The organism is Lentzea kentuckyensis, assembly GCF_002150765.1.
In the GTDB taxonomy this organism is placed as follows: domain Bacteria; phylum Actinomycetota; class Actinomycetes; order Mycobacteriales; family Pseudonocardiaceae; genus Lentzea; species Lentzea kentuckyensis.
Map to the genome: position 1 here is coordinate 1 of NZ_MUYM01000085.1, position 18,436 is coordinate 18,436.

Sequence of the window (18,436 nt, forward strand, 5' to 3'; positions counted from 1 at the left end):
GAAGGGACCCTTCATCCACCTCTGGTCGATGAAGGGTCCCTTCATCGACTGGGCAAGCGGCTGAACTGAGCCGCGACGCGCCACTAGCTGACGACGAGCGCCGTGGCGTTGTCCGTCCCACCCGCGTAGAGAGCCGCTCTCACCAATCGCTCCGCCGACGCGCGCCCAGCCAGGATCGCCTCGATGCCGTTGTGCCCCAACGGTCCGTACACCCCGTCGGACGCGAGCACGAGCCGGGACGCCTGCGTCGCCGCCCGCCCGATGTTCTCCGGCGTGGCGTGCCGGACCGTGTTCGTCACGATGTGCTCCAACCGCGGTTGTGGCACGACACCGCGTTCGCGGAAGTACTCGGCCACGGTGTGGTCGGTCGTGAGCTGCACGAGTTCCACACCGTTGGATGCGTACGCACGGGCGTCGCCGGCCCACGCCACGTCGAAGCCCCCATCCGGACGGGCGACGGCGACCACGATCACCGCGTCGCCCGAGTGCACCTGGACGGCGTCACGGGCGGCGAGAACGGCGGCGACCGGGTCGGTGAGCAGAGCGGCGGCCTGCGCGGCGGCGTGCGCGGCTTCGACGGCCGAAGCGGAGTCACCCACGCCGTCGGCGATGACGAACGTGCGGCGGCCGTTGGTGGCGTACGCGTCGGCATTGTGCGTGCGCGGTCCACGGTCCGACGCGTAGGTCACGGTTAACGCGGTGCCCAGTGGCATGGTGCGATCGATCAGCATGGCGGACCTCCCTGACTCCACTAAGCCGCGCGTGCCTAGGAGTCTGCTGTCAGCACCCTGAGAAAACCTCTAGAGTTTCGCCGCCCGACGAAACCGGTCCGCCGCCCGGATCAGCGCATCGGACAATTCCGGCGGCGAGACGACCTCGAAGTCGACGGTGATGCTCGCGAGCATGAACACCACGTCGTCCATCGTCTCGCCACCGACCCGAACGTGGCACGAGGTTTCGTCCACAGCCAAAACCTCGCCGTAGCTGTGCCACTCCACGGCCTCCTCCGCAGGCACGCTCAGTCGCACGACGCCCTGCACCGGCCACCGATCGGCGACCCGCGCGGCCACGAACGCCCCCGCATCACCGCCGGGAATCTCACGAGGCGTGAACCGCGCACCGAACGGGGTCCGCACGCTCATCCGATCGAGCCGAAATGTCCGCCAGTCGTCCCGCAACACGTCCCACGCGACCAAATACCACCGCCTGCCCCACGTGACCAACCGGTGCGGCTCGGCCTCGCGCTGAGATTCCTCCCCCGAGTGGCCGGTGTAGGCGAACCGGATCCGTTGCCGGTCGCGGCAGGCCGTGCCGACCAGGGTCAGCAACGACGCGTCCACCAGCGCGGCCGGCCCGGTGTGCGGCACGGTCGCGATCTCCAAGGCGGCCACCTGGTGCCGCAACGCCGACGGCAGCACCTGCTCGACCTTCAGCAACGCGCGCACGGCCGTCTCGCCGATGTTCTCGATGCCGCTCGCGGTCCGCAGCCCGACCGCCACGGCCACCGCCTCGTCGTCGTCCAGCAGCAACGGTGGCAACCGCGCGCCCGAACCGAGCCGGTAGCCGCCGCCGGACGTGCCCATCGACGCGTGCACCGGGTAGTCGAGCGCCCGGAGCTTGTCGATGTCCCGCCGGACGGTGCGCGTGGTGACGCCCAGCCGGTCCGCGAGCTCGCTTCCCGACCACTCGCGCCGCGACTGCAACAACCCGAGCAACTTCAGCAATCGAGCAGAAGGCACTGTAGGACCATATCTGTCCTACAGTACTCCTAGCGTCACGATCATGAAGCCGTTCGAGATCAACATCCCCCAGTCCGACGTCGACGACCTGCACCGCCGCCTCGACCAGACCCGCTGGCCGGACTCGCCCGCCGGAGCGTCCTGGGCACAGGGCACGCCACTGGCACACCTGCGAGAGCTGGCGAGCCAGTGGCGAAACTTCGACTGGCGTGAGCAGGAGCGGCGGCTCAACAAGATCCCGCAGTTCCTCACCGAGATCGACGGGACGCCACTGCACTTCATCCACGTCCGCAGTGCCAAGGAAAACGCTGAACCGCTGTTGCTCACGCACGGCTGGCCGACGACGTGCTTCGCGTTCGCGGAGATGATCGAGCCGCTGAGCCGCGACTTCCACCTGGTGATCCCGTCAGTGCCCGGCTTCGGGTTCTCCGGTCCGACGCGCGAACTCGGCTGGACCATCCCCCGCGTCGCCGGCGTGGTCGCCGAGCTGATGCGGCGCCTCGGCTACGACCGGTACGTCGCGCACGGCTTCGACTTCGGCGCCAAGCTCACCCGCGAACTCGGGATGCGCGAGGAGGTCCGGGCGATCCACGTCAACCAGATCTTCTCCGCCGGTGTCACCCAGGAGACGGCGGACCTGACCGTCGAGGCCGAGCGGAGGTCGGTGGAGAAGGCGTACAAGTACGAGTTCGAACAGTTCGGGTACGCGTCGATGCAGGGCACCCGGCCGCAGTCGGTCGCCTACGCGCTCACCGACTCAGCCGTCGCGCAGCTCGAGTGGATCGAATGGACGTTCCGCACGTGGAGCGACCCGGAGATCGGGGTACCCCTCGACGCGGTGCTGACGAACGCGTCGATCTTCTGGTTCACCCGGACCGCGGGCTCGTCGGCGCGCTACTACCAGGAGGGGGACGAGACGTGGGGTGAGCTCGAGCCCGATTCGCCGACGCCGACGTCGGTGGCGGTGTTCCCGTACGACGTGGGTGTGCCGATCCGGCGGATGGCCGAGCGCAACCACAACGTCGTGCGGTGGACCGACATGCAACGGGGTGGGCACTTCGCGGCATTGGAGGTGCCGGAGCTGATGGTGAGCGAACTGCGAAAGGTTTTTCTTTTTGAATGACGCTACGGTGATCACCGTGCGGTTCAGGGTGTTCGGCGGGGTGACGGCTCAAGTGGACGGCCGCACGACCGAGTTCGGTCCGACGCGGCTCGGAACACTGCTGGGCGTGCTGCTCGTCGACGCCGGGCGGGTGGTCGGCGCCGACGAGCTGGTCGAGCGCGTGCTGGGGGACGCGCCGCCGCCCCGTGCCCGCGCGATGATGCAGACCTGGCTGGCCCGGTTGCGGCAGACGTTGCCGGGCCTGATCCAGCGCGAGGGCAACGGATACGCGGTGCGGGTCGATCCACTGGAGATCGATCTGCACCTGTTCCGGCACCTCGTGCGCACCGGGCGAACCGCGCAGGCGCTGGAGCTCGCCGAGGCCGAACTGTTGTCCACACTGGACACCCCGTGGGCCAGGCACGTCCGCGCGGAGTTCGCGGACGAGCTGCTCGCCGCCCGGCTCGACCACATCGGCGCGCGGCTGCACTCCGGTGAGCACACCGAGCTGGTGCCGGAGCTGCAGGCGCTGGCCGCGGACCGGCCGTTGGACGAGCGGATCGCCGCCCAGCTGATCGAGGCGTTGCACGGCAGCGGGCGCGCGGCGGAAGCGTTGCGGCACTTCGAGATCGTGCGGGCCCGGCTGGCCGACGAGCTGGGCGCCGAACCGTCGCGGCCCCTGCTGACGTTGCACCGGCGTCTGCAGGCCGCCTCCGCGCCTCGGCAGCTGCCCGCGCCGCCCAAGTCGTTCACGGGCCGGGCGCTGGAGCTGGCGGAACTGGACCAGGCGCCGAACGGCGTCGTGGTGATCACCGGCACGGGCGGGGTCGGCAAGACCTCGCTCGCCGTGCACTGGGCGCACCGGGCGGCGGAACGGTTCCCGGACGGGCAGCTCTACGTGAACCTGCACGGGTTCGGGCCGAGCGGCGCGGCGGTGAGTCCCGGCGACGCCCTGCTGCGGTTCCTCTCGGCGCTCGACGTGCCGCGCACGCAGGTGCCGCACGACCTGGCCGGGCAGGCCGCGTTGCTGCGGGACGCGCTCGCCGGCAAGCGGGTGCTCATGGTGCTGGACAACGCGACCGACGCGGACCAGGTCGAACCGTTGCTGCCGCGCACGCCGGACACGCACGTGGTGATCACCAGCCGGACCGCGTTGAAGCCCGCGCACGCGCATTCGTTGCCGCTGGGTCTGCTGCCACCCGACGACGCCCGCGAACTGCTGGCCGCCCGGATCGGCCACGACCGCGCGCACGCCGAGCCGGACGCGGTCGACACCGTAATCCGCCGCTGCGCCCGGCTTCCGCTGGCGCTCGCGGTGGCCGGGGCGCGGGCGGCCACGCAGCCGCAGTTCCCGCTGGCCACGCTCGCGGACGAACTGGCCGACCTGGACGCGTTCGCCGACGACGATGACGTGACCGCGGACCTGCGTTCGGTGTTCTCCCACTCCTGCAAGGCGTTGAGCCCGGCGGGGCTGCGGTTGTTCCGGCTGCTGGGGCTCATGCCGGGCCCGGACATCAGCCTGGCGGGCGCGGCGTCGCTGGCGGGGCTTTCGATGCCGGAGACCTCGACGTTGCTGGAGGAACTGGCCAGGGCGAACCTGATCGACGAGCCGGAACCGGGCCGGTTCACGTGCCACGACCTGCTGCGCGACTACGCGGCCGAGCTGGCGCTGCCCACTGAACGCGACGAAGCGCTGCACCGGTTGCTCGACCACCTCGCGCTGACCGGCGTCGAGGCGGGCGCCGTGTTCACCCCCAGCCGCCACCGCCCGGCCGTCCCAGCACCGGCGGCCGGCGTGGTCGTCACGTCGTTCCACACGCTCGAAGAAGCCTTCACCTGGCTGCTGGCAGAGCATCCGACGTTGATGGCGGCCATGCCGCACGGCACCCCGACGCAGACGTGGCTCATGGGCTGGTCGCTCTCCGACGTGCTCTCGCGCCAGGCCCACTACCGCGATCTGCTGACCTCCCAGCAGCTCGCGGTCGCCGCGCTGGAACAGCTCGACGACCCCGCCGGCCTGGGCGCCATGCTGATCAACCTCGGCCGCGGGTTCGGCAGGCTGAAACGGCTCGACGAGGCCACGGTGGCGCTGGAGCGGGCGTTCGACGTCTACGAGGGCAACCCGGCGGGCCAGGCCGCGGTGCTGTTGAACATCGCGATGCTGTGCCCGGACGACAAGATGGCCGAGGCGATGGAGTACACACGGCGCGGGCTCGCGTTGTTCGAGGAGTGCGGCGACCAGTACGGGCAGGCCAACGCGCTGACCGGCCTCGCGTGGGGGCACAGCAAGCTCGGCGAACATGCCAGCGCCGTCGAGTACTCGGAGCGCGTCATGCCGATGTGGCAGGCGATGAACCACATCATCGGCCAGGCCGAGACGTGGGACAACCTGGGCGTGGCACACCTCGGTCTGGGCGATCACCAACGCGCGGCGCACGCCTTCACGCGGTCCGCCGAGTACTTCCGGCTCGGTGGCGACCGTCCGAACGAAGCGACGGCCTGCGACCGGCTCGGCGACACCCACGCGGTGGCGGGTGACGCCGAGCAGGCTCGCCTTGCCTGGCAACGATCTCTCGAACTGCGCGCGGAAGCCGGCCTGCCGACGGACGGCGTCCGCGCCAAACTACAGGCCGAACGCGAGTAGCACGGAACCGTTGGGGTTCACCCAGTCCGAGTAGTAGCCGGACTGGACGTAGACCATGCCGTCCGACACCACCGCACCCGTGCCCGGCCCGGCCATGACACCGCCGCGCCCGGTGAGTCCGTTGACCCCGCGCACGTCCTGCACGGTGTCGTAGGACCACAGGATCTTGCCGGTCTTGGCGTTGTACGCGCGGAACTTGCCGTCCTGCGCACCCAGCCACACCACCCCGGGCGAGCTGGACACCGGAACGCCGTGTGCCGGCCCGCACCCGGGCTGGCCGGCCGCGCCACCCGTGGAGCAACCGTCCTCAGGTGCCGGGGTCTCCCACAAAACGTTGCCGGTGGCGGGATCCACCGCGAACAGCTTGCCGGGATCGGCGGCGTAGGTGGCGATGTAGAGCCGCTTGCCGTCGTAGCTCGAACCCCACTGGATGCCGCCGATGCCGGCGCTGGGCCACGGTGAACCGAGCTGCCGGCGCCACACGACCTGCCCCGTCGCGGCGTCGAACACGTGGTAGACACCGGACTTCTGGCCTACGCCGACGAGTTGCCTGCCGCCCACCTCGAACAGGTTCGGTGTGGCACCGATGTCGTAGTCGAGGTTGGTGTTGTCCTTCAGGCCAGGGCAGTAGCCCTCGGGATCGGGCTCGTTGCAGGCCCCGCGCCACGTGTCGGCGTCGGTGACCTGGTTGGTCCACTTCACCGCGCCGGTGCGGGCGTTCAGAGCGAGCAGCGAGTCGAACTCGCCGCCCTTGCCGGTGTAGTTCTGACCGGTGCCGACGTAGAGCGTGCCGGTCCTGCGGTCGATCACCGGCGAGCTCCACACCCCGACGCCGGACGGCTCGAAGCGCTTGGCGCCGTTGGGCCACGTGCCGACCTCGACCGGTTCCGGCACCGTGTAGTGGCGCCAGACCAGCGCGCCGGTGTCGATGTCGTAGGCGTCGATGTGGCCGCGGAAGGTGCAGCACGCGTAGTCGCGCGGCAGCACGTTCTCGCTGCTGGACGTGCCGACGTACACCAGTCCGTTGTGGACGATCGGCGAGCTGGTCGTCATCGAGGCGATGGTGGCGTCCATCTGCGCCTGCCAGCGCTTCTGGCCGGTCCGCTGGTCGAGCGCGAACAACCGGCCCGCGCTGTCACCGAAGAACACCTTGCCGTTGCTGACGGTCGGCCCGTCGGAGTTGTACGCGTACCGGGCGGCGGGCGGGAGCGTGAACTCCCACCTGGCGGTGCCGGTGTGCTTGTCGCGGGCGTGGAACCTGCCGTCGGGGCCACCGAAGTAGATGGTGTCGCCGACGACGGCCGGCTGGCTGCGGACGGCGTTGAACTCGCCCTTGGGATGGGCGAACGCCCACTTCAGCTTGAGCTTGCCCGCGTTGTTCTGGTTGAGGCGCCACTCCGCGGAGTTGTGCCGGGAACCGTTGGGATCCTTCTGCCAACCGGCCCAGTCACCGCCGGAATGTGCCGTGGCGGGTGAAGCGGTCAGCACTACTAGCGCTGCCGTGAGCAGCGCTGTGGTTCTGAGCATGGAATTTCCCCCTTCCACCGCTCACCCTGGCAGCAGCGGAAGGGGGAACGCGTCCCCACAAAGTCTCGTTGAGGCCTAACCGATCGGTTGATGTGTCACAACGTCGACGCCTGGATAACCCCGGCTGACGATCGGGTTCTGCCCGCCGTACAGGTACTGGCGGAAGAACGCGGGGATGTAGGTGGTGGCCACCTTTCGTTGCTGCTCGGGGCTCAGGCCGGTGCCCTGGCAGGAACCGTCGTTGTCGTAGGACCACTCGGTGTTGAAGAAGTTGTGGTTCGCGCGCTTCGGCGTGACGCGGTGGATCGGGACCAGGTTGCGGCCCTGCGCGTTGGTGACGTAGCCGGCTGACTGTTGCAGCACCGCGTCGCACTCTCCGGTCATGACCGCGAACGGGATCTTCGTGATGCGGTAGTCGAGGTTCTCCGGCGCCTCCGGATCCGGCGCGTAGTACCCGGCCGGGGCCAGCGGGAGCACCGCCCTGATCCGCACGCCGGCCGGCAGTTCGGTGACGTGCTGGTCCGAGGCCTGGTAGACCGCGCCACGGCCGCCGCGCGAGTGGCCGAGCGTGCCGACGTTCGTGAGGTCGACGTGACCGCGGAACCCGTGCAGCTGCTGGACGAGCGGCCCCTTGCCGTCGTTGAGGTCACGCCACAGTTCGAGATGCTTGCTCATCAGTCGCGCGCGGGCGATGTCCGCCGGTTGGCCGAGCTCTCCCGCGTTGACGCCGTTCGCGCTCAGCGACACGACCACGAAACCCTGGCGTGCCAGCTCTTCTGCCAGGTAGTCGTAGCCCCGGTAGCTCGGGAAGGAGTCGTTCTTCGGGCACGGCCAGAGCCACTCCTCCTCGCTTCTGCACGTTTTCCAGTAACCGTGCGCGAGCAGCACCAACGGCCGTTTGCCGACGAGCGTGCGCGGGGCGTGCACGACCGCGGTGAGTTCGAGATCCGCGACGGGGCCGTCCGGTCCGGTGTGAAACTCGGGCACCTGAAATGCCCGATCACCGAGCGAGTACTCGACCGTTCTGACTCCGGAGCCGTACCCGTCGGGTGCGGCGGAGGTGGTCGGGGCGGTCAGCGCCATCGCCAGCACGACGGCGGCCGCGGCTTTTCCGATTGCCATGCGGTGATCTCATCGATTACTTGTGGGCGTCCTGTGAGCGGTCTGTCACGGTTCTGCCACAGCGAAGTGGCCGGCGAACCCGGCGAACCTCTCCACCAGCGGACCGGTGCGCTCGTGCAGGTCGCGCCACAGCTCCAGATGCCTGGTCAGGACGGCGGGGTCGCGCACCAGCACCACGATGAACCCCCGCCGCGCCAGCGTCTGCGCGTGGTTGTCGTCCGCCCGGTAGTCGAACACGATCGGCCGCTCGCCGACGAGGGTGCGCGGCGCGTGCACCACTGCGGTCAACGCGCCGACGGTGTACTCCATCCGCATGATCGCGGGCCGGTAGACCTGCGACGACGTCGAGGCTGCCGTGCTCGGCGCGGTCAGGACCAGCGCGCACGCGACAGCCAACATGAGTCTGCCGATTGCCATGAGCACGATCTCATCGATCTCATGTGCGCCGAAGGTCCGGGAATTGTCACGGTTTTGCCACAGCGCCCTCGACGCCGTCCAGCAACACCCTCAGTCCGCTGCGGAAGTTCTCCACGGCGTCGTTCTCCAGATAAGGCAGTTCCGGATCGATCGGCTCTCGATCGTTCTCGAGAACGTGCAGCATCGGGAACCTCTTTTCGAGGTCAGGCTCCATCTCCAGCAGCACGGCGGACCGCGCGTACCACCACTCCTCGTCCGCCTCGCCGGTCGCGCCACCCGCGGCGCGCGCCTCGGCGACGGTCTGGGCGGCGCCACGGACGAAGTAGTTGATGGCACCGACGATGCCGCGCAGTTCGCGTCCGGGCAGACCGGTGGACACCAGGATCGCGGCCAGCGCCTCGATCACCGCGAACTCGTGCGGGCCGAGCACCGGACGTGCCTGCGACACCTGCAGCACCCACGGATGACGGCTGTAGCACTCCCACATGTCGTGCGCCCACTGCGTGACGGCGGGCCGCCAGCCGTCCTCAAGTGAGTAACTGGTCGGCAGCTCGGCCATCGTGCGGTCGTACATGAGGTCGACGAGCTCGTTCTTGCCCGGCACGTACGTGTAGAGGGCCATCGCCGTGCGGCCGAGGCGCTCCCCCACCGCGCGCATCGAGAAGGCCATGCCCTGCTCGTCGGCGACCGCGATGCCGGCGTCGACGATCGAATCCACGCTCAGTCCGGGCTTCGGGCCCGGCCGGTTCTCCGCGACCGTCCCGCGCCAGAGCAGTTCGATGGACCGGCGCGGATCGCCCTGACCTGCGTAGACGACCACGGTTGCAACTCCTTACGACGTAAAGTAACCTCGTTGGTCGATACTTTACGGCATAAAGAATCATTTTGGGGGAACCAGGGTGAACGCTGTCGCCGACAGCCATGACGTGATCCAGGTCCGCGGGGCCAGGGAGAACAACCTCGCGAACGTGTCGCTCGACGTCCCGAAGCGCCGCCTCACCGTCTTCACCGGCGTGTCCGGCTCCGGCAAGTCCTCGCTGGTCTTCGGCACGATCGCGGCCGAGTCGCAGCGCATGATCAACGAGACCTACACCGCGTTCCTGCAGTCCTTCATGCCGTCGATCGGGCGCCCGGACGTCGACGCGCTGCACAACCTGAGCGCGGCGATCATCGTCGACCAGGAGCGAATGGGGGCGAACTCCCGTTCCACCGTCGGCACGGCCACCGACGCGCACACGATGCTCCGGATCGTGTTCAGCCGGCTCGGCAAGCCGCACGTCGGCACGTCCGGCGCGTTCAGCTTCAACCTGCCTGAGGGCATGTGCCCGGCCTGCGAGGGCCTGGGCAAGGTCACCACCATCGACGTCGACGCGATCGTGGACCGCTCGAAGTCGTTGAACGAGGGCGCGATCGACGCCCCGAACTACGGCGTCGGCACCTGGTACTGGCAGGTGCTCGCCAACTCCGGGCTCTACTCCCCCGACAAGCCCATCGCCGAGTTCACCGAGCAGGAACTGCACGACTTCCTGTACAAGCCGACGACGAAGCTCAACATCGGCGGCACCAACGTCACCTACGAGGGCCTGATCCCGAAGCTGCAGAAGTCCATCCTGTCCAAGGACCGCGAGTCGATGCAGCCGCACGTCCGGGCGTTCGTCGACCGCGCCGTCACGTTCACGACCTGCGGTGACTGCCGCGGCGCCCGGCTCAACGAGGCGGCGCTCGGCTCGAAGATCCGCGGCGTGAACATCGCCGACTGCTGCGCGATGCAGATCAGCGACCTCGCCCGGTTCGTGCACTCGATCGACGACCCGTCGGTCGCGCCGCTGCTGGCGACGTTGCGCGACACGCTGGACTCGCTGGTGGAGATCGGCCTCGGCTACCTGTCGCTCGACCGCGAGTCCGCGACGCTGTCCGGCGGCGAGTCCCAGCGCGTGAAGATGGTGCGGCACCTCGGATCGTCGCTCACCGACATCACCTACGTGTTCGACGAACCGACCGTCGGCCTGCACCCGCACGACATCCAGCGGATGAACAACCTGCTGCTCCGGTTGCGCGACAAGGGCAACACCGTGCTCGTCGTCGAGCACAAGCCGGAGACCATCGAGATCGCCGACCACGTCGTCGACCTCGGCCCCGGCGCGGGCGCGGGTGGCGGGCACGTCTGCTACTCCGGTGACGTGGCCGGGCTGCGGACGTCCGGCACGCTGACCGGGCGGCACCTCGGCCACCGGGCCAAGCTGCGGCCGGAGTTCCGTTCCCCGCAAGGCTTTCTGACGATCAGCGACGCGCGGACGAACAACCTGAAGGACGTCTCGGTCGACCTCCCGCTCGGGGTGCTGACCGTCGTCACCGGCGTGGCCGGCTCGGGCAAGTCGTCGCTGATCCACGGCTCCTTGCGCAAGCGGCCGGACGTGGTGACGGTCGACCAGTCACCGATCCGCGGGTCACGCCGGTCCAACCCCGCCACCTACACCGGCCTGCTCGACTCGATCAGGACCGCCTTCGCCAAGGCCAACGGTGTGAAGGCGGCCTTGTTCAGCGCGAACTCCGAGGGAGCCTGCGAGAACTGCAAGGGCATCGGGCTCGTCTACACCGACCTGGCGATGATGGCCGGTGTCGCGACGGTGTGCGAGAAGTGCGAGGGCAAGCGGTTCACCCCCGAGGTGCTGCGCTACACGTTGCGGGGCAAGAACATCAGCGAGGTGCTCGGCATGTCCGTGGCCGAGGCGCACGAGTTCTTCCCGTCCGGCCAGGCGCACGCGGTGCTCGGGCGCCTGAACGACGTCGGCCTGGCGTACCTGTCGCTGGGCCAGCCGCTGACCACGCTGTCCGGCGGCGAGCGCCAGCGGTTGAAGCTCGCGATCCACATGGCGGAGAAGGCCTCGACCTACGTGCTCGACGAACCGACGTCCGGCCTGCACCTCGCGGACGTCGACCAACTGCTCGGGCTGCTCGACCAGCTGATCGACGCCGGCAACACGGTGATCGTGATCGAGCACCACCTCGCCGTCATGGCCCACGCGGACTGGATCGTCGACATGGGTCCCGGCGCCGGTCACGACGGCGGGCAGGTCGTCTTCACCGGCACGCCCGGCGACCTCGTGGCCGGCTCGGACACGCTGACCGCCCAGCACCTGAAGGAGTACCTGACATGAGCCTGCTGACGGTCACCTCGGTCCGATCGATCACCCCGCGCATGGCGCGGATGACCTTCACGGGTGACGGCCTCGCCGACATCGGCACCTGGCCGGACCAGCAGCTGAAGTTGTTGTTCCCCAAGCCTGGCGGCTCCGCGCTCGTGTCGGAGTCACCCGACGTGAGTGTCTGGTATCAGGCATATCTGGCCATGCCCGAGTCCGAACGGCCGTGGATGCGCAGCTTCACCGTGCGTTCGTTGGCCGACGGCGTGCTGACCGTGGACTTCGTGCTGCACGGCGACAACGGCCCCGCGTCGGCGTGGGCCGCGGTGGCCAAGCCGGGTGACGTCATCGGACGGTTCGGTCCGTCCGCCGACTACGCCCGGCCGCTCGGCACCGCGGACCTGCTGGTGTTCGCCGGCGACGAGACGGCGTTGCCCGCGATCGGCTCGCTGCTGGAACTGCTGCCCTCGGCGCGGCGGTTCCTCGCGTTCGTCGAGGTCGCGGATCCGTTGGAGCAGCAGGACATCCCCGGCGTGCGGTGGGTGCACCGCAGCGCCGGGGAGGACCTGGTCTCGGTGGTGCCAAGAGTGGTATCGGCGGTGGAGGTGCCGTCGTCGGTGTGGGTGTGGCTCGGCGGTGAGGCCTCTGCGGTTCGCGCGTTGCGCAGGCACTTCGTCGGCCTCGGTGTGTCCAAGAAGGACATCGAGTTCGGCGGCTACTGGCGGCGCGCCCTCACCCAGGACGACGCCCCGACCATCGAGGACCTCGCCGAGGCGCAGGAACGGCTCGCCGCGCTCAGCGAGTGACCACCAGCACGGCGCTGTTGGCCGGTACGTCGACCGCGGTCGTCGTACCGGTCACCTTCACCCGCTTGGGTTTCGGCGTGAACTTCGCGTTCTTCCCGACCTTCGACCCCGCGATCGTGATCTCCTTGGAGTCCAGCTCCGGTGCGGTCAACACGTAGACGCTGGCGTTGCGTGCCTTGGCGGGCAACGTGATCGTCGCTGTCACCGCGGTCGTCTTCTTGTTGTTGACGAACGCGTTGTTGCCGATGCCCCACGCCGTGACCTCGTCGGCGCCGCTGACGGTCGCGGCGTGGTACGCGCCGGGCCCGGCCAGCTTCCACAGCAGCTCACCGTAGTAAACCGCCTGCACGCCAACGGGATTGAGCCCGTCGAAGCGGATGGGCGAGTAGTGCAGCGGGAACTGCGTCGACGTGCCGCCGTGGAAGTTGATGCCCGAGCCTTGCCGCGCAGCGACGCCCGACATGTAGTCGAGCGACCACAGGCGTCGCCGCCTGCACGTTGCTGACGCCGTCCGCGCCGCCGTGGAAGTAGTTGTTCGCCTCGGTGACGCGCCACTGCGGGATCCCGTGGTTCTGCCACGCCTTCTGCATGGCGGCCGAGATGTTCGGCAGCCTGCCGGAGGAGTTGGACGCCAGCATCTTCGCGATGTCGGCCTCGGTGTTCTTCGCGATGTACACGTGGGTGGACAGGATGTGCACGCCCCTGTCCTTCTGCGTGCGGGCGAAGTCCTCCGCCCAGGAACTGCTGTTCGCCTGGCCGGGCCCGTCGAACCTCGCCCCGGGCACCTTCGCCCTGATCGCGTCGGCGAACTTCGTGAAGAGCGCCTCGTACTCCGGCCACGTCTTGACGTAGACGTTCGGTTCGTTGCCGACCTCGAACGCCACCAGGTCTGTGCCGAGCTGTTTCGCCGCTTCTGCGGCTTCGTCGGCGGCGTTCTCCGGCGTGTTGGTCTTGAGGTTGATGCCGTAGACGACCTTCCACCCGGTGGCCTTGGCGAAGATCGCGAGCTCACGGATGTCCGCCGGGGTGACCTCCTCGGCCTTGCCGCCCGCGCCCGCCGGGTTCCAGGTGGTCATGTCCACGAGGTTGCCGCCGATGCGCAGCAGGCTCGGCCCGAGCAGCCGGAAGAGCCGGACCAGGTCGGCGTTGCGGGCGTTGAACATCCGCGCGCCGACCCGGTCCTTCTCGTAGCTGAAGCCGGCGAAGTCCCGCCCGACCTGGCTCGTGCTCGCCGGATCCACCCGTACCGCGACCGCCGGCGCGGCCTGCACCGGTGGTGCGCTCGCCACGATCAACAGGGTCGCTATGACCGCTGCACGACGCATCAGGAGTCCCTTCGTCCGTGCGGCGGCCCTTCGACCTTAGATCGGATGTTTCCGGAATTCGAGCACGCAGCGCGTCTCCGTTACCTCAGTTACCGCATCGAGCGTCAAACCGTGTGGCTCCGCCAGGTTCGCGTACTCCTCGACGCTGCGCTCACGCCCGCCGAAGTGCACCAGCATGACCAGGTCCATCTCGGTACTGACCCCCATACCTCGGATGGATTCGACGACGATCAGCCTGCTGTGCGCCGGCATGGCCTCGACGACGCGGGCCAGGACGCGGTGCGCCTGCTCGTCGTCCCAGTTGTGCAGGACGTCGAACAACACGTACGCGTCGCCACCGGTGGGCAACGGGTCGAAGAAGCTGCCCTCCGTCGCCTGCGCCCGGCCTTCGAGGCTGGCGAAGTTCCGCCTGGCCGGACCGACCTCCAGGTCGACGAGATGACCGCGCACCTCGGGATGCGCGGTGAGAACGGCCGTGAGCAGGTCACCGGGCCCGCCGCCGACGTCGACGATCGTGGCGAACCGGGACCAGTCGACGGCGGCCACGAACCGCGGGGTCGACTGCTCGATCCGCCAGGTCATCTGCCGGTCGAACGCCGCGCGGAGGTGCGGCTGCTCGTCCAGGTCGGTCCAGAAGTCCCGGCCGTGGCGCAGCGGGTAGGCGGCCTCGCCGGTGCGGACGCTGTGGATCAGGTCGACGAACGCCAGGTCGGCGCGACCGGCGGCGGTGTCGTGGTGCAGGAGGTTGTGCAGGCCGTTGCCGGCGTCTTCACCGAGGAGCGCGCCGAACTCGGTGGTCCGGTAGCCGTTGCCGGTGCGTTCGACGACGCCGAGCGTGGTGAGGTGGCCGAGGAGCAGTTCGAGTGCTGTCGGGTTGACGTCGAGTTCGGTGGCCAGGAGTGCGACGGGAGCTTCGGCCCGCAGCCGGTCCGGCAGGCCGAGTGTCACCGCGACCCGCAGCGCCATCGGCGTGACCAGGCCGGACATCCGTCGGAGCGTCTGTACGTCGTCGTCGTTTCCCATGTGGATCCACCCTGCCACCACGGGCAACTACATTTCTGTCGACACTGAAGCGACAGGGAGAATGACGCCGAACCCCCGGACGCTTACCGTGTGCATATGAAGACCAACTGGGCGGGCAACGTCACGTTCACCGCGGCCCAAGCCGTGGCGCCGACCTCGGCCGACGACCTGCGCGCGATCGTCCGCGGTTCCTCCGCGGTGCACGTCGTCGGGTCCGGGCACTCGTTCAGCCCCGTCGCCGACACCACGGGCACCCTGGTGTCGCTGACAGCCATGCCGGAGGTCTTCGAGGTGTCGGGCCGCAGCGTGCGGGTCGGTGCCGGCCTGACCCTCGCCCAGCTGGCACCGAGGCTCTTCGATGCGGGACTGGCCCTGCACACGCTGCCGTCGTTGCCGCACATCACCATCGCCGGCGCGGTCGCCACCGCCACCCACGGCTCCGGCAGCCGCTCGCTGGCCGGCGCGGTCACCGCGGTCGAGGTCATGCGGGCCGACGGCTCCACAGTCGACCTGACCTCCGCTGGCGCCCCGGTGTCGCTCGGCGGCCTGGGCGTGATCACGACCGTGACCCTGGACGTGGTGCCGTCGTTCGAGGTGGCCCAGACCGTCTACGAGGACGTCGCCTGGACCACGCTGCTCGTCCAGGCGGAACAGATCTTCGACGGCGCCTACAGCGTGAGCGCGTTCATCGACTGGCAGGGCGGCGCGACGCTGTTCGTCAAGCACCGCGTGGGCGACGAGCCCTTCGACTTCCCCGGCCGCCCCGCCGACGGCCCGCGGCACCCGGTCGTCGGCCAGCCTCCCGCGCACTGCACGCTGCAGGGCGGCGTGCCCGGCCCGTGGCACGAGCGACTACCCCACTTCCGCGCCGAGTTCACCCCGTCGGTGGGGCAGGAACTGCAGACCGAGTACTTCGTCCCGCGCACCCGTGCCGTCACGGCCCTGCGGGCGCTGGCCGAGATGTCCACCGTCATCTCGCCGTTGGTGCAGGCCTGCGAGATCCGGACGGTGTCGGCCGAACCGCAGTGGCTCAGCCCCGCGTACGACCGCGACAGCCTCGCGATCCACTTCACCTGGGTGCCGAACACTCCCGCCGTGCTGGCTCTCCTTCCCCGGTTGGAAGAAGCCATCGCGCCGCGACCGCACTGGGGCAAGCTGTTCACGGTGCCGCCGATGCTGCTGGCGGCCCGGTACCCGCAGTGGGACGCCTTCCGCGCGCTGATCAACGAACACGACCCGAAGGGCGTGTTCCGCAACGACTTCCTGTCCCGCTACTTCGGCTCGACCGCGTCCAGCTGACGCCGCAACAGGTCCGCCTCGGGCCCGCGCAACCGCGTGAGCAACCGCCGCGCCTCATCCCAGGTTTGACGAGCGACCTCGATGTCGCTGAAGCGCAGCGCCATGGTCAGGCCGATCAACGCACGCACCTGCCCCGCTCGATCGTCGAGGCGACGGAACGCCTCGTAGGCATCACTGAACGCTTCCCTGGCGGGCTCTGACTGAGCCGTGTCGAGATAGTGGTTGCCCAACGCTTCCAGCAGCCTCGCCCTCGCGACGAGTTCATTGGAGTCGAGCGACTGGAGGGCGGTCGCGATCTCGTGGATCGCGTCGAGACCGCCCCGCAGCCGCGCGAGTTCGATGACGATGTCGGCCTTGTCCTCCGACTGCACCGCCACATCACGTGCGCGCCGCAGGTACTCCTCGGCCCCGCGCTGCCTCCCGGCGACGGTCTCCAGGTACGCGAGCTGACGCAACGCGGTGACCTGGTCGTCGAGCGGCAACGAGTTCCACTCGACCGCGTCGACCAACTGCCGGCCTGCCGCCTCGACGTGACCCCGATCGACCAGCATCGACCCCAGCTCGAAGGCCACCTGTGCCTCCAGGACGACGTCACCCGCACTGCGCTCACGAGCAGTGCCGAGATGACTCAGTGCCGAGTCGGTCCGCCCCGCCCGCAGCTCCATGCGGGCGAGCTCCCGATGCACCAGCGCCTGCTCACGATCACTGCCGCCGGCCTCCAGAGCCGCCTGGAAGTGGTCGACGGCGGACGCGAGATCGCCCCGGTCGCGGTAGATCTCGCCGAGCAACCGGTGAGCACGTTGCGCCTCGAACGAGTTCGACGTCGAAAGATCGAGCACACGACTCAGGTCGATCTCGGCGTCCCCGAGTCGGCCGAGCCCCCAAGCCAGCTCACCACGCAGCAGCAATGCCCGGATCGGCGACTCCGCGACCTCCAGCGCCCGACCGGCCAGCGCGTGGGCGGCGGCCAGTTCGCCCCTGTACATGAGGCGTCTGGCGGCCGAGACGAGCACCTCTTCCCAATGCGGTCCCATGTCCTCGGCGGGCACCGCGCTCACCACGTCCACCGCCGACCCGCTGATCGGGTGCGCCGAGGAGAGCTGTTTCGGCGCCTCCCCCACCACCATCACCAGGCGGCCGGGGTCGAGCTGCACCTGGTCGAGGATCTCCTGGATGCCGGCCGACGCTCGTTCGGGCGGGTCGACGACGACGAAGTGCCGCACCATCGGCAGCTCCGCGAGCCGTCCCCGCACGCTCCGCACACCGAACTCGAGCAGATCTTCGTGCAGCTCCGCGGCCCGTTCAGACGTGCCGTGCACCAGGAAGTCGTAGCGGAAACCTTGACCGCTCTCGCGGCGGCCTCGTTCGCGAGCGGCCGAGACATAGGTGTCACGACTGCTCACCAGCACATCCGCGTCGGCAAGGCGGTGTGCGAGCAACGCCGCGATGTTGTCCATGTAGTACGAGACCGTGTCAGGACTGCCGCTGCGTTCGTCAACAACAGCGATCTCTTCGCCAAAGCTCCAGTACGGCAAGTACGGCACGGTGGTGCGCTCCACCAACCCCAACTCGGCCTGCTCGTCACCCTGATCAGCCGGCAACCAGCTCGCGTACAACGGCGCGAACTGCTCGGCCATCGTCGCCCGCCACTTCCGCGCCCGCTCGTACTCCTCCTTGCCGTCGAACCGCGACACGACCGGCAGGTACAGCAACCCGGCCCGGTCGTACGGCAGCTTGTCGCGCGCTTCCGCCGCCCGCCGGGCCACCTCCAGCGTGCCGGTCAGGTTCTGCCGGTTCGGTACAGCGCACAACACGAGAACGTCCGGCAGCTGGGCGGTGCAGATGCCGCCGATGTCGGTGATGCCGGTGCGGCTGTCGATCAGGACGTAGTCGAACTGCTCTTCCCACTCCGCGCGGATCTTCTCGAACCGCCAGCCCAGGTCGTGGTCGGCGAAGAGATCCGGCCACGACAACGCTTGCGCGCGGTCGGGGTACGAGGAGTCCATCGCACCCGCCGCGAGCAGCGACAGGCGTTCGGCGTCGGGCACGAACACGGGCTCGACGACATCGGTCCAGTCGGCGTCCCCGGCCACCACCTCGACCAGCCCGCCGTCGTGCAGAGTCGACAGGTACGGCTTGAAGTACTCGTGCAGGCCCGGCGCGTCCAGGTCGAAGTCCACGCACAGGACGCGGTTGCCCCAGCGGGCGAGCTGCACGGCGACGTTGGCCAGGCAGAAGGAGCGTCCGACGCCGCCCTTGTACGAGTAGAACGTGACGATCACGGCAGCC

The 18,436-nt window shown here is 69.1% G+C and carries 15 protein-coding genes; 5 read left to right on the plus strand and 10 right to left on the minus strand.

Annotation, left to right across the window (positions count from 1 at the left end; genetic code table 11):
* Positions 1-83: 83 nt before the first annotated feature.
* Positions 84-731, minus strand: a complete 648-nt coding sequence (locus B0F77_RS34500) for a PP2C family protein-serine/threonine phosphatase (RefSeq protein WP_245849024.1) — start codon at positions 729-731, stop codon at positions 84-86.
* Between the two features lie 69 nt (positions 732-800).
* Positions 801-1,739, minus strand: coding sequence for a helix-turn-helix transcriptional regulator (locus B0F77_RS34505; RefSeq protein WP_086667228.1), 939 nt, complete (start codon positions 1,737-1,739; stop codon positions 801-803).
* A gap of 43 nt (positions 1,740-1,782) precedes the next feature.
* Here B0F77_RS34505 and B0F77_RS34510 point away from each other — a divergent pair, with 43 nt between their 5' ends.
* Positions 1,783-2,862, plus strand: a complete 1,080-nt coding sequence (locus tag B0F77_RS34510) for an epoxide hydrolase family protein (protein ID WP_086667229.1) — start codon at positions 1,783-1,785, stop codon at positions 2,860-2,862.
* Between the two features lie 16 nt (positions 2,863-2,878).
* Complete coding sequence (locus B0F77_RS34515; protein WP_143467039.1) at positions 2,879-5,485, plus strand: AfsR/SARP family transcriptional regulator; 2,607 nt, start codon at positions 2,879-2,881, stop codon at positions 5,483-5,485.
* On the opposite strand, the gene B0F77_RS34520 is transcribed toward B0F77_RS34515, so the two are convergent.
* From B0F77_RS34520 to B0F77_RS34535, 4 genes are all read right to left on the minus strand, one after another.
* Positions 5,465-7,012: an outer membrane protein assembly factor BamB family protein gene (locus B0F77_RS34520; protein WP_086667231.1), complete on the minus strand. Its 1,548-nt coding sequence runs from the start codon at positions 7,010-7,012 to the stop codon at positions 5,465-5,467. The genes B0F77_RS34515 and B0F77_RS34520 overlap by 21 nt on opposite strands.
* Positions 7,013-7,087: 75 nt before the next feature.
* Positions 7,088-8,134 (minus strand): alpha/beta hydrolase family protein, encoded by a 1,047-nt coding sequence (locus tag B0F77_RS34525; protein WP_086667232.1) that lies wholly within the window; start codon positions 8,132-8,134, stop codon positions 7,088-7,090.
* Between the two features lie 45 nt (positions 8,135-8,179).
* Entirely contained in the window at positions 8,180-8,551 is a 372-nt protein-coding gene (locus B0F77_RS34530; protein ID WP_143467040.1) for a hypothetical protein, read from the minus strand.
* A 46-nt stretch (positions 8,552-8,597) separates the two neighbouring features.
* Entirely contained in the window at positions 8,598-9,371 is a 774-nt protein-coding gene (locus B0F77_RS34535; protein ID WP_086667234.1) for a TetR/AcrR family transcriptional regulator C-terminal domain-containing protein, read from the minus strand.
* Between the two features lie 79 nt (positions 9,372-9,450).
* On the opposite strand from B0F77_RS34535, the gene B0F77_RS34540 reads away from it, so the two are divergent.
* Positions 9,451-11,709 (plus strand): ATP-binding cassette domain-containing protein, encoded by a 2,259-nt coding sequence (locus B0F77_RS34540; RefSeq protein ID WP_086667235.1) that lies wholly within the window; start codon positions 9,451-9,453, stop codon positions 11,707-11,709.
* Positions 11,706-12,500, plus strand: coding sequence for a siderophore-interacting protein (locus B0F77_RS34545; protein ID WP_086667236.1), 795 nt, complete (start codon positions 11,706-11,708; stop codon positions 12,498-12,500). Before B0F77_RS34540 ends, B0F77_RS34545 begins: the two co-directional genes overlap by 4 nt.
* Here B0F77_RS34545 and B0F77_RS34550 read toward each other — a convergent pair.
* The 3 genes from B0F77_RS34550 to B0F77_RS34560 are packed head-to-tail and all read right to left on the minus strand — an operon-like array spanning position 12,490 to position 14,848.
* Entirely contained in the window at positions 12,490-12,849 is a 360-nt protein-coding gene (locus tag B0F77_RS34550) for a glycosyl hydrolase family protein (protein ID WP_086667237.1), read from the minus strand. The genes B0F77_RS34545 and B0F77_RS34550 overlap by 11 nt on opposite strands.
* Entirely contained in the window at positions 12,827-13,825 is a 999-nt protein-coding gene (locus B0F77_RS34555; RefSeq protein ID WP_086667238.1) for a hypothetical protein, read from the minus strand. The genes B0F77_RS34550 and B0F77_RS34555 overlap by 23 nt, the downstream gene beginning before the upstream one ends.
* A 36-nt stretch (positions 13,826-13,861) precedes the next feature.
* Positions 13,862-14,848, minus strand: coding sequence for a methyltransferase (locus tag B0F77_RS34560; RefSeq protein ID WP_086667239.1), 987 nt, complete (start codon positions 14,846-14,848; stop codon positions 13,862-13,864).
* Positions 14,849-14,944: 96 nt separating this feature from the next.
* On the opposite strand from B0F77_RS34560, the gene B0F77_RS34565 reads away from it, so the two are divergent.
* Positions 14,945-16,147, plus strand: coding sequence for an FAD-binding protein (locus B0F77_RS34565; protein WP_086667240.1), 1,203 nt, complete (start codon positions 14,945-14,947; stop codon positions 16,145-16,147).
* Here B0F77_RS34565 and B0F77_RS34570 read toward each other — a convergent pair.
* Positions 16,120-18,429 (minus strand): KGGVGR-motif variant AAA ATPase, encoded by a 2,310-nt coding sequence (locus B0F77_RS34570; protein ID WP_143467041.1) that lies wholly within the window; start codon positions 18,427-18,429, stop codon positions 16,120-16,122. The genes B0F77_RS34565 and B0F77_RS34570 overlap by 28 nt on opposite strands.
* Between the last annotated feature and the right edge of the window lie 7 nt (positions 18,430-18,436).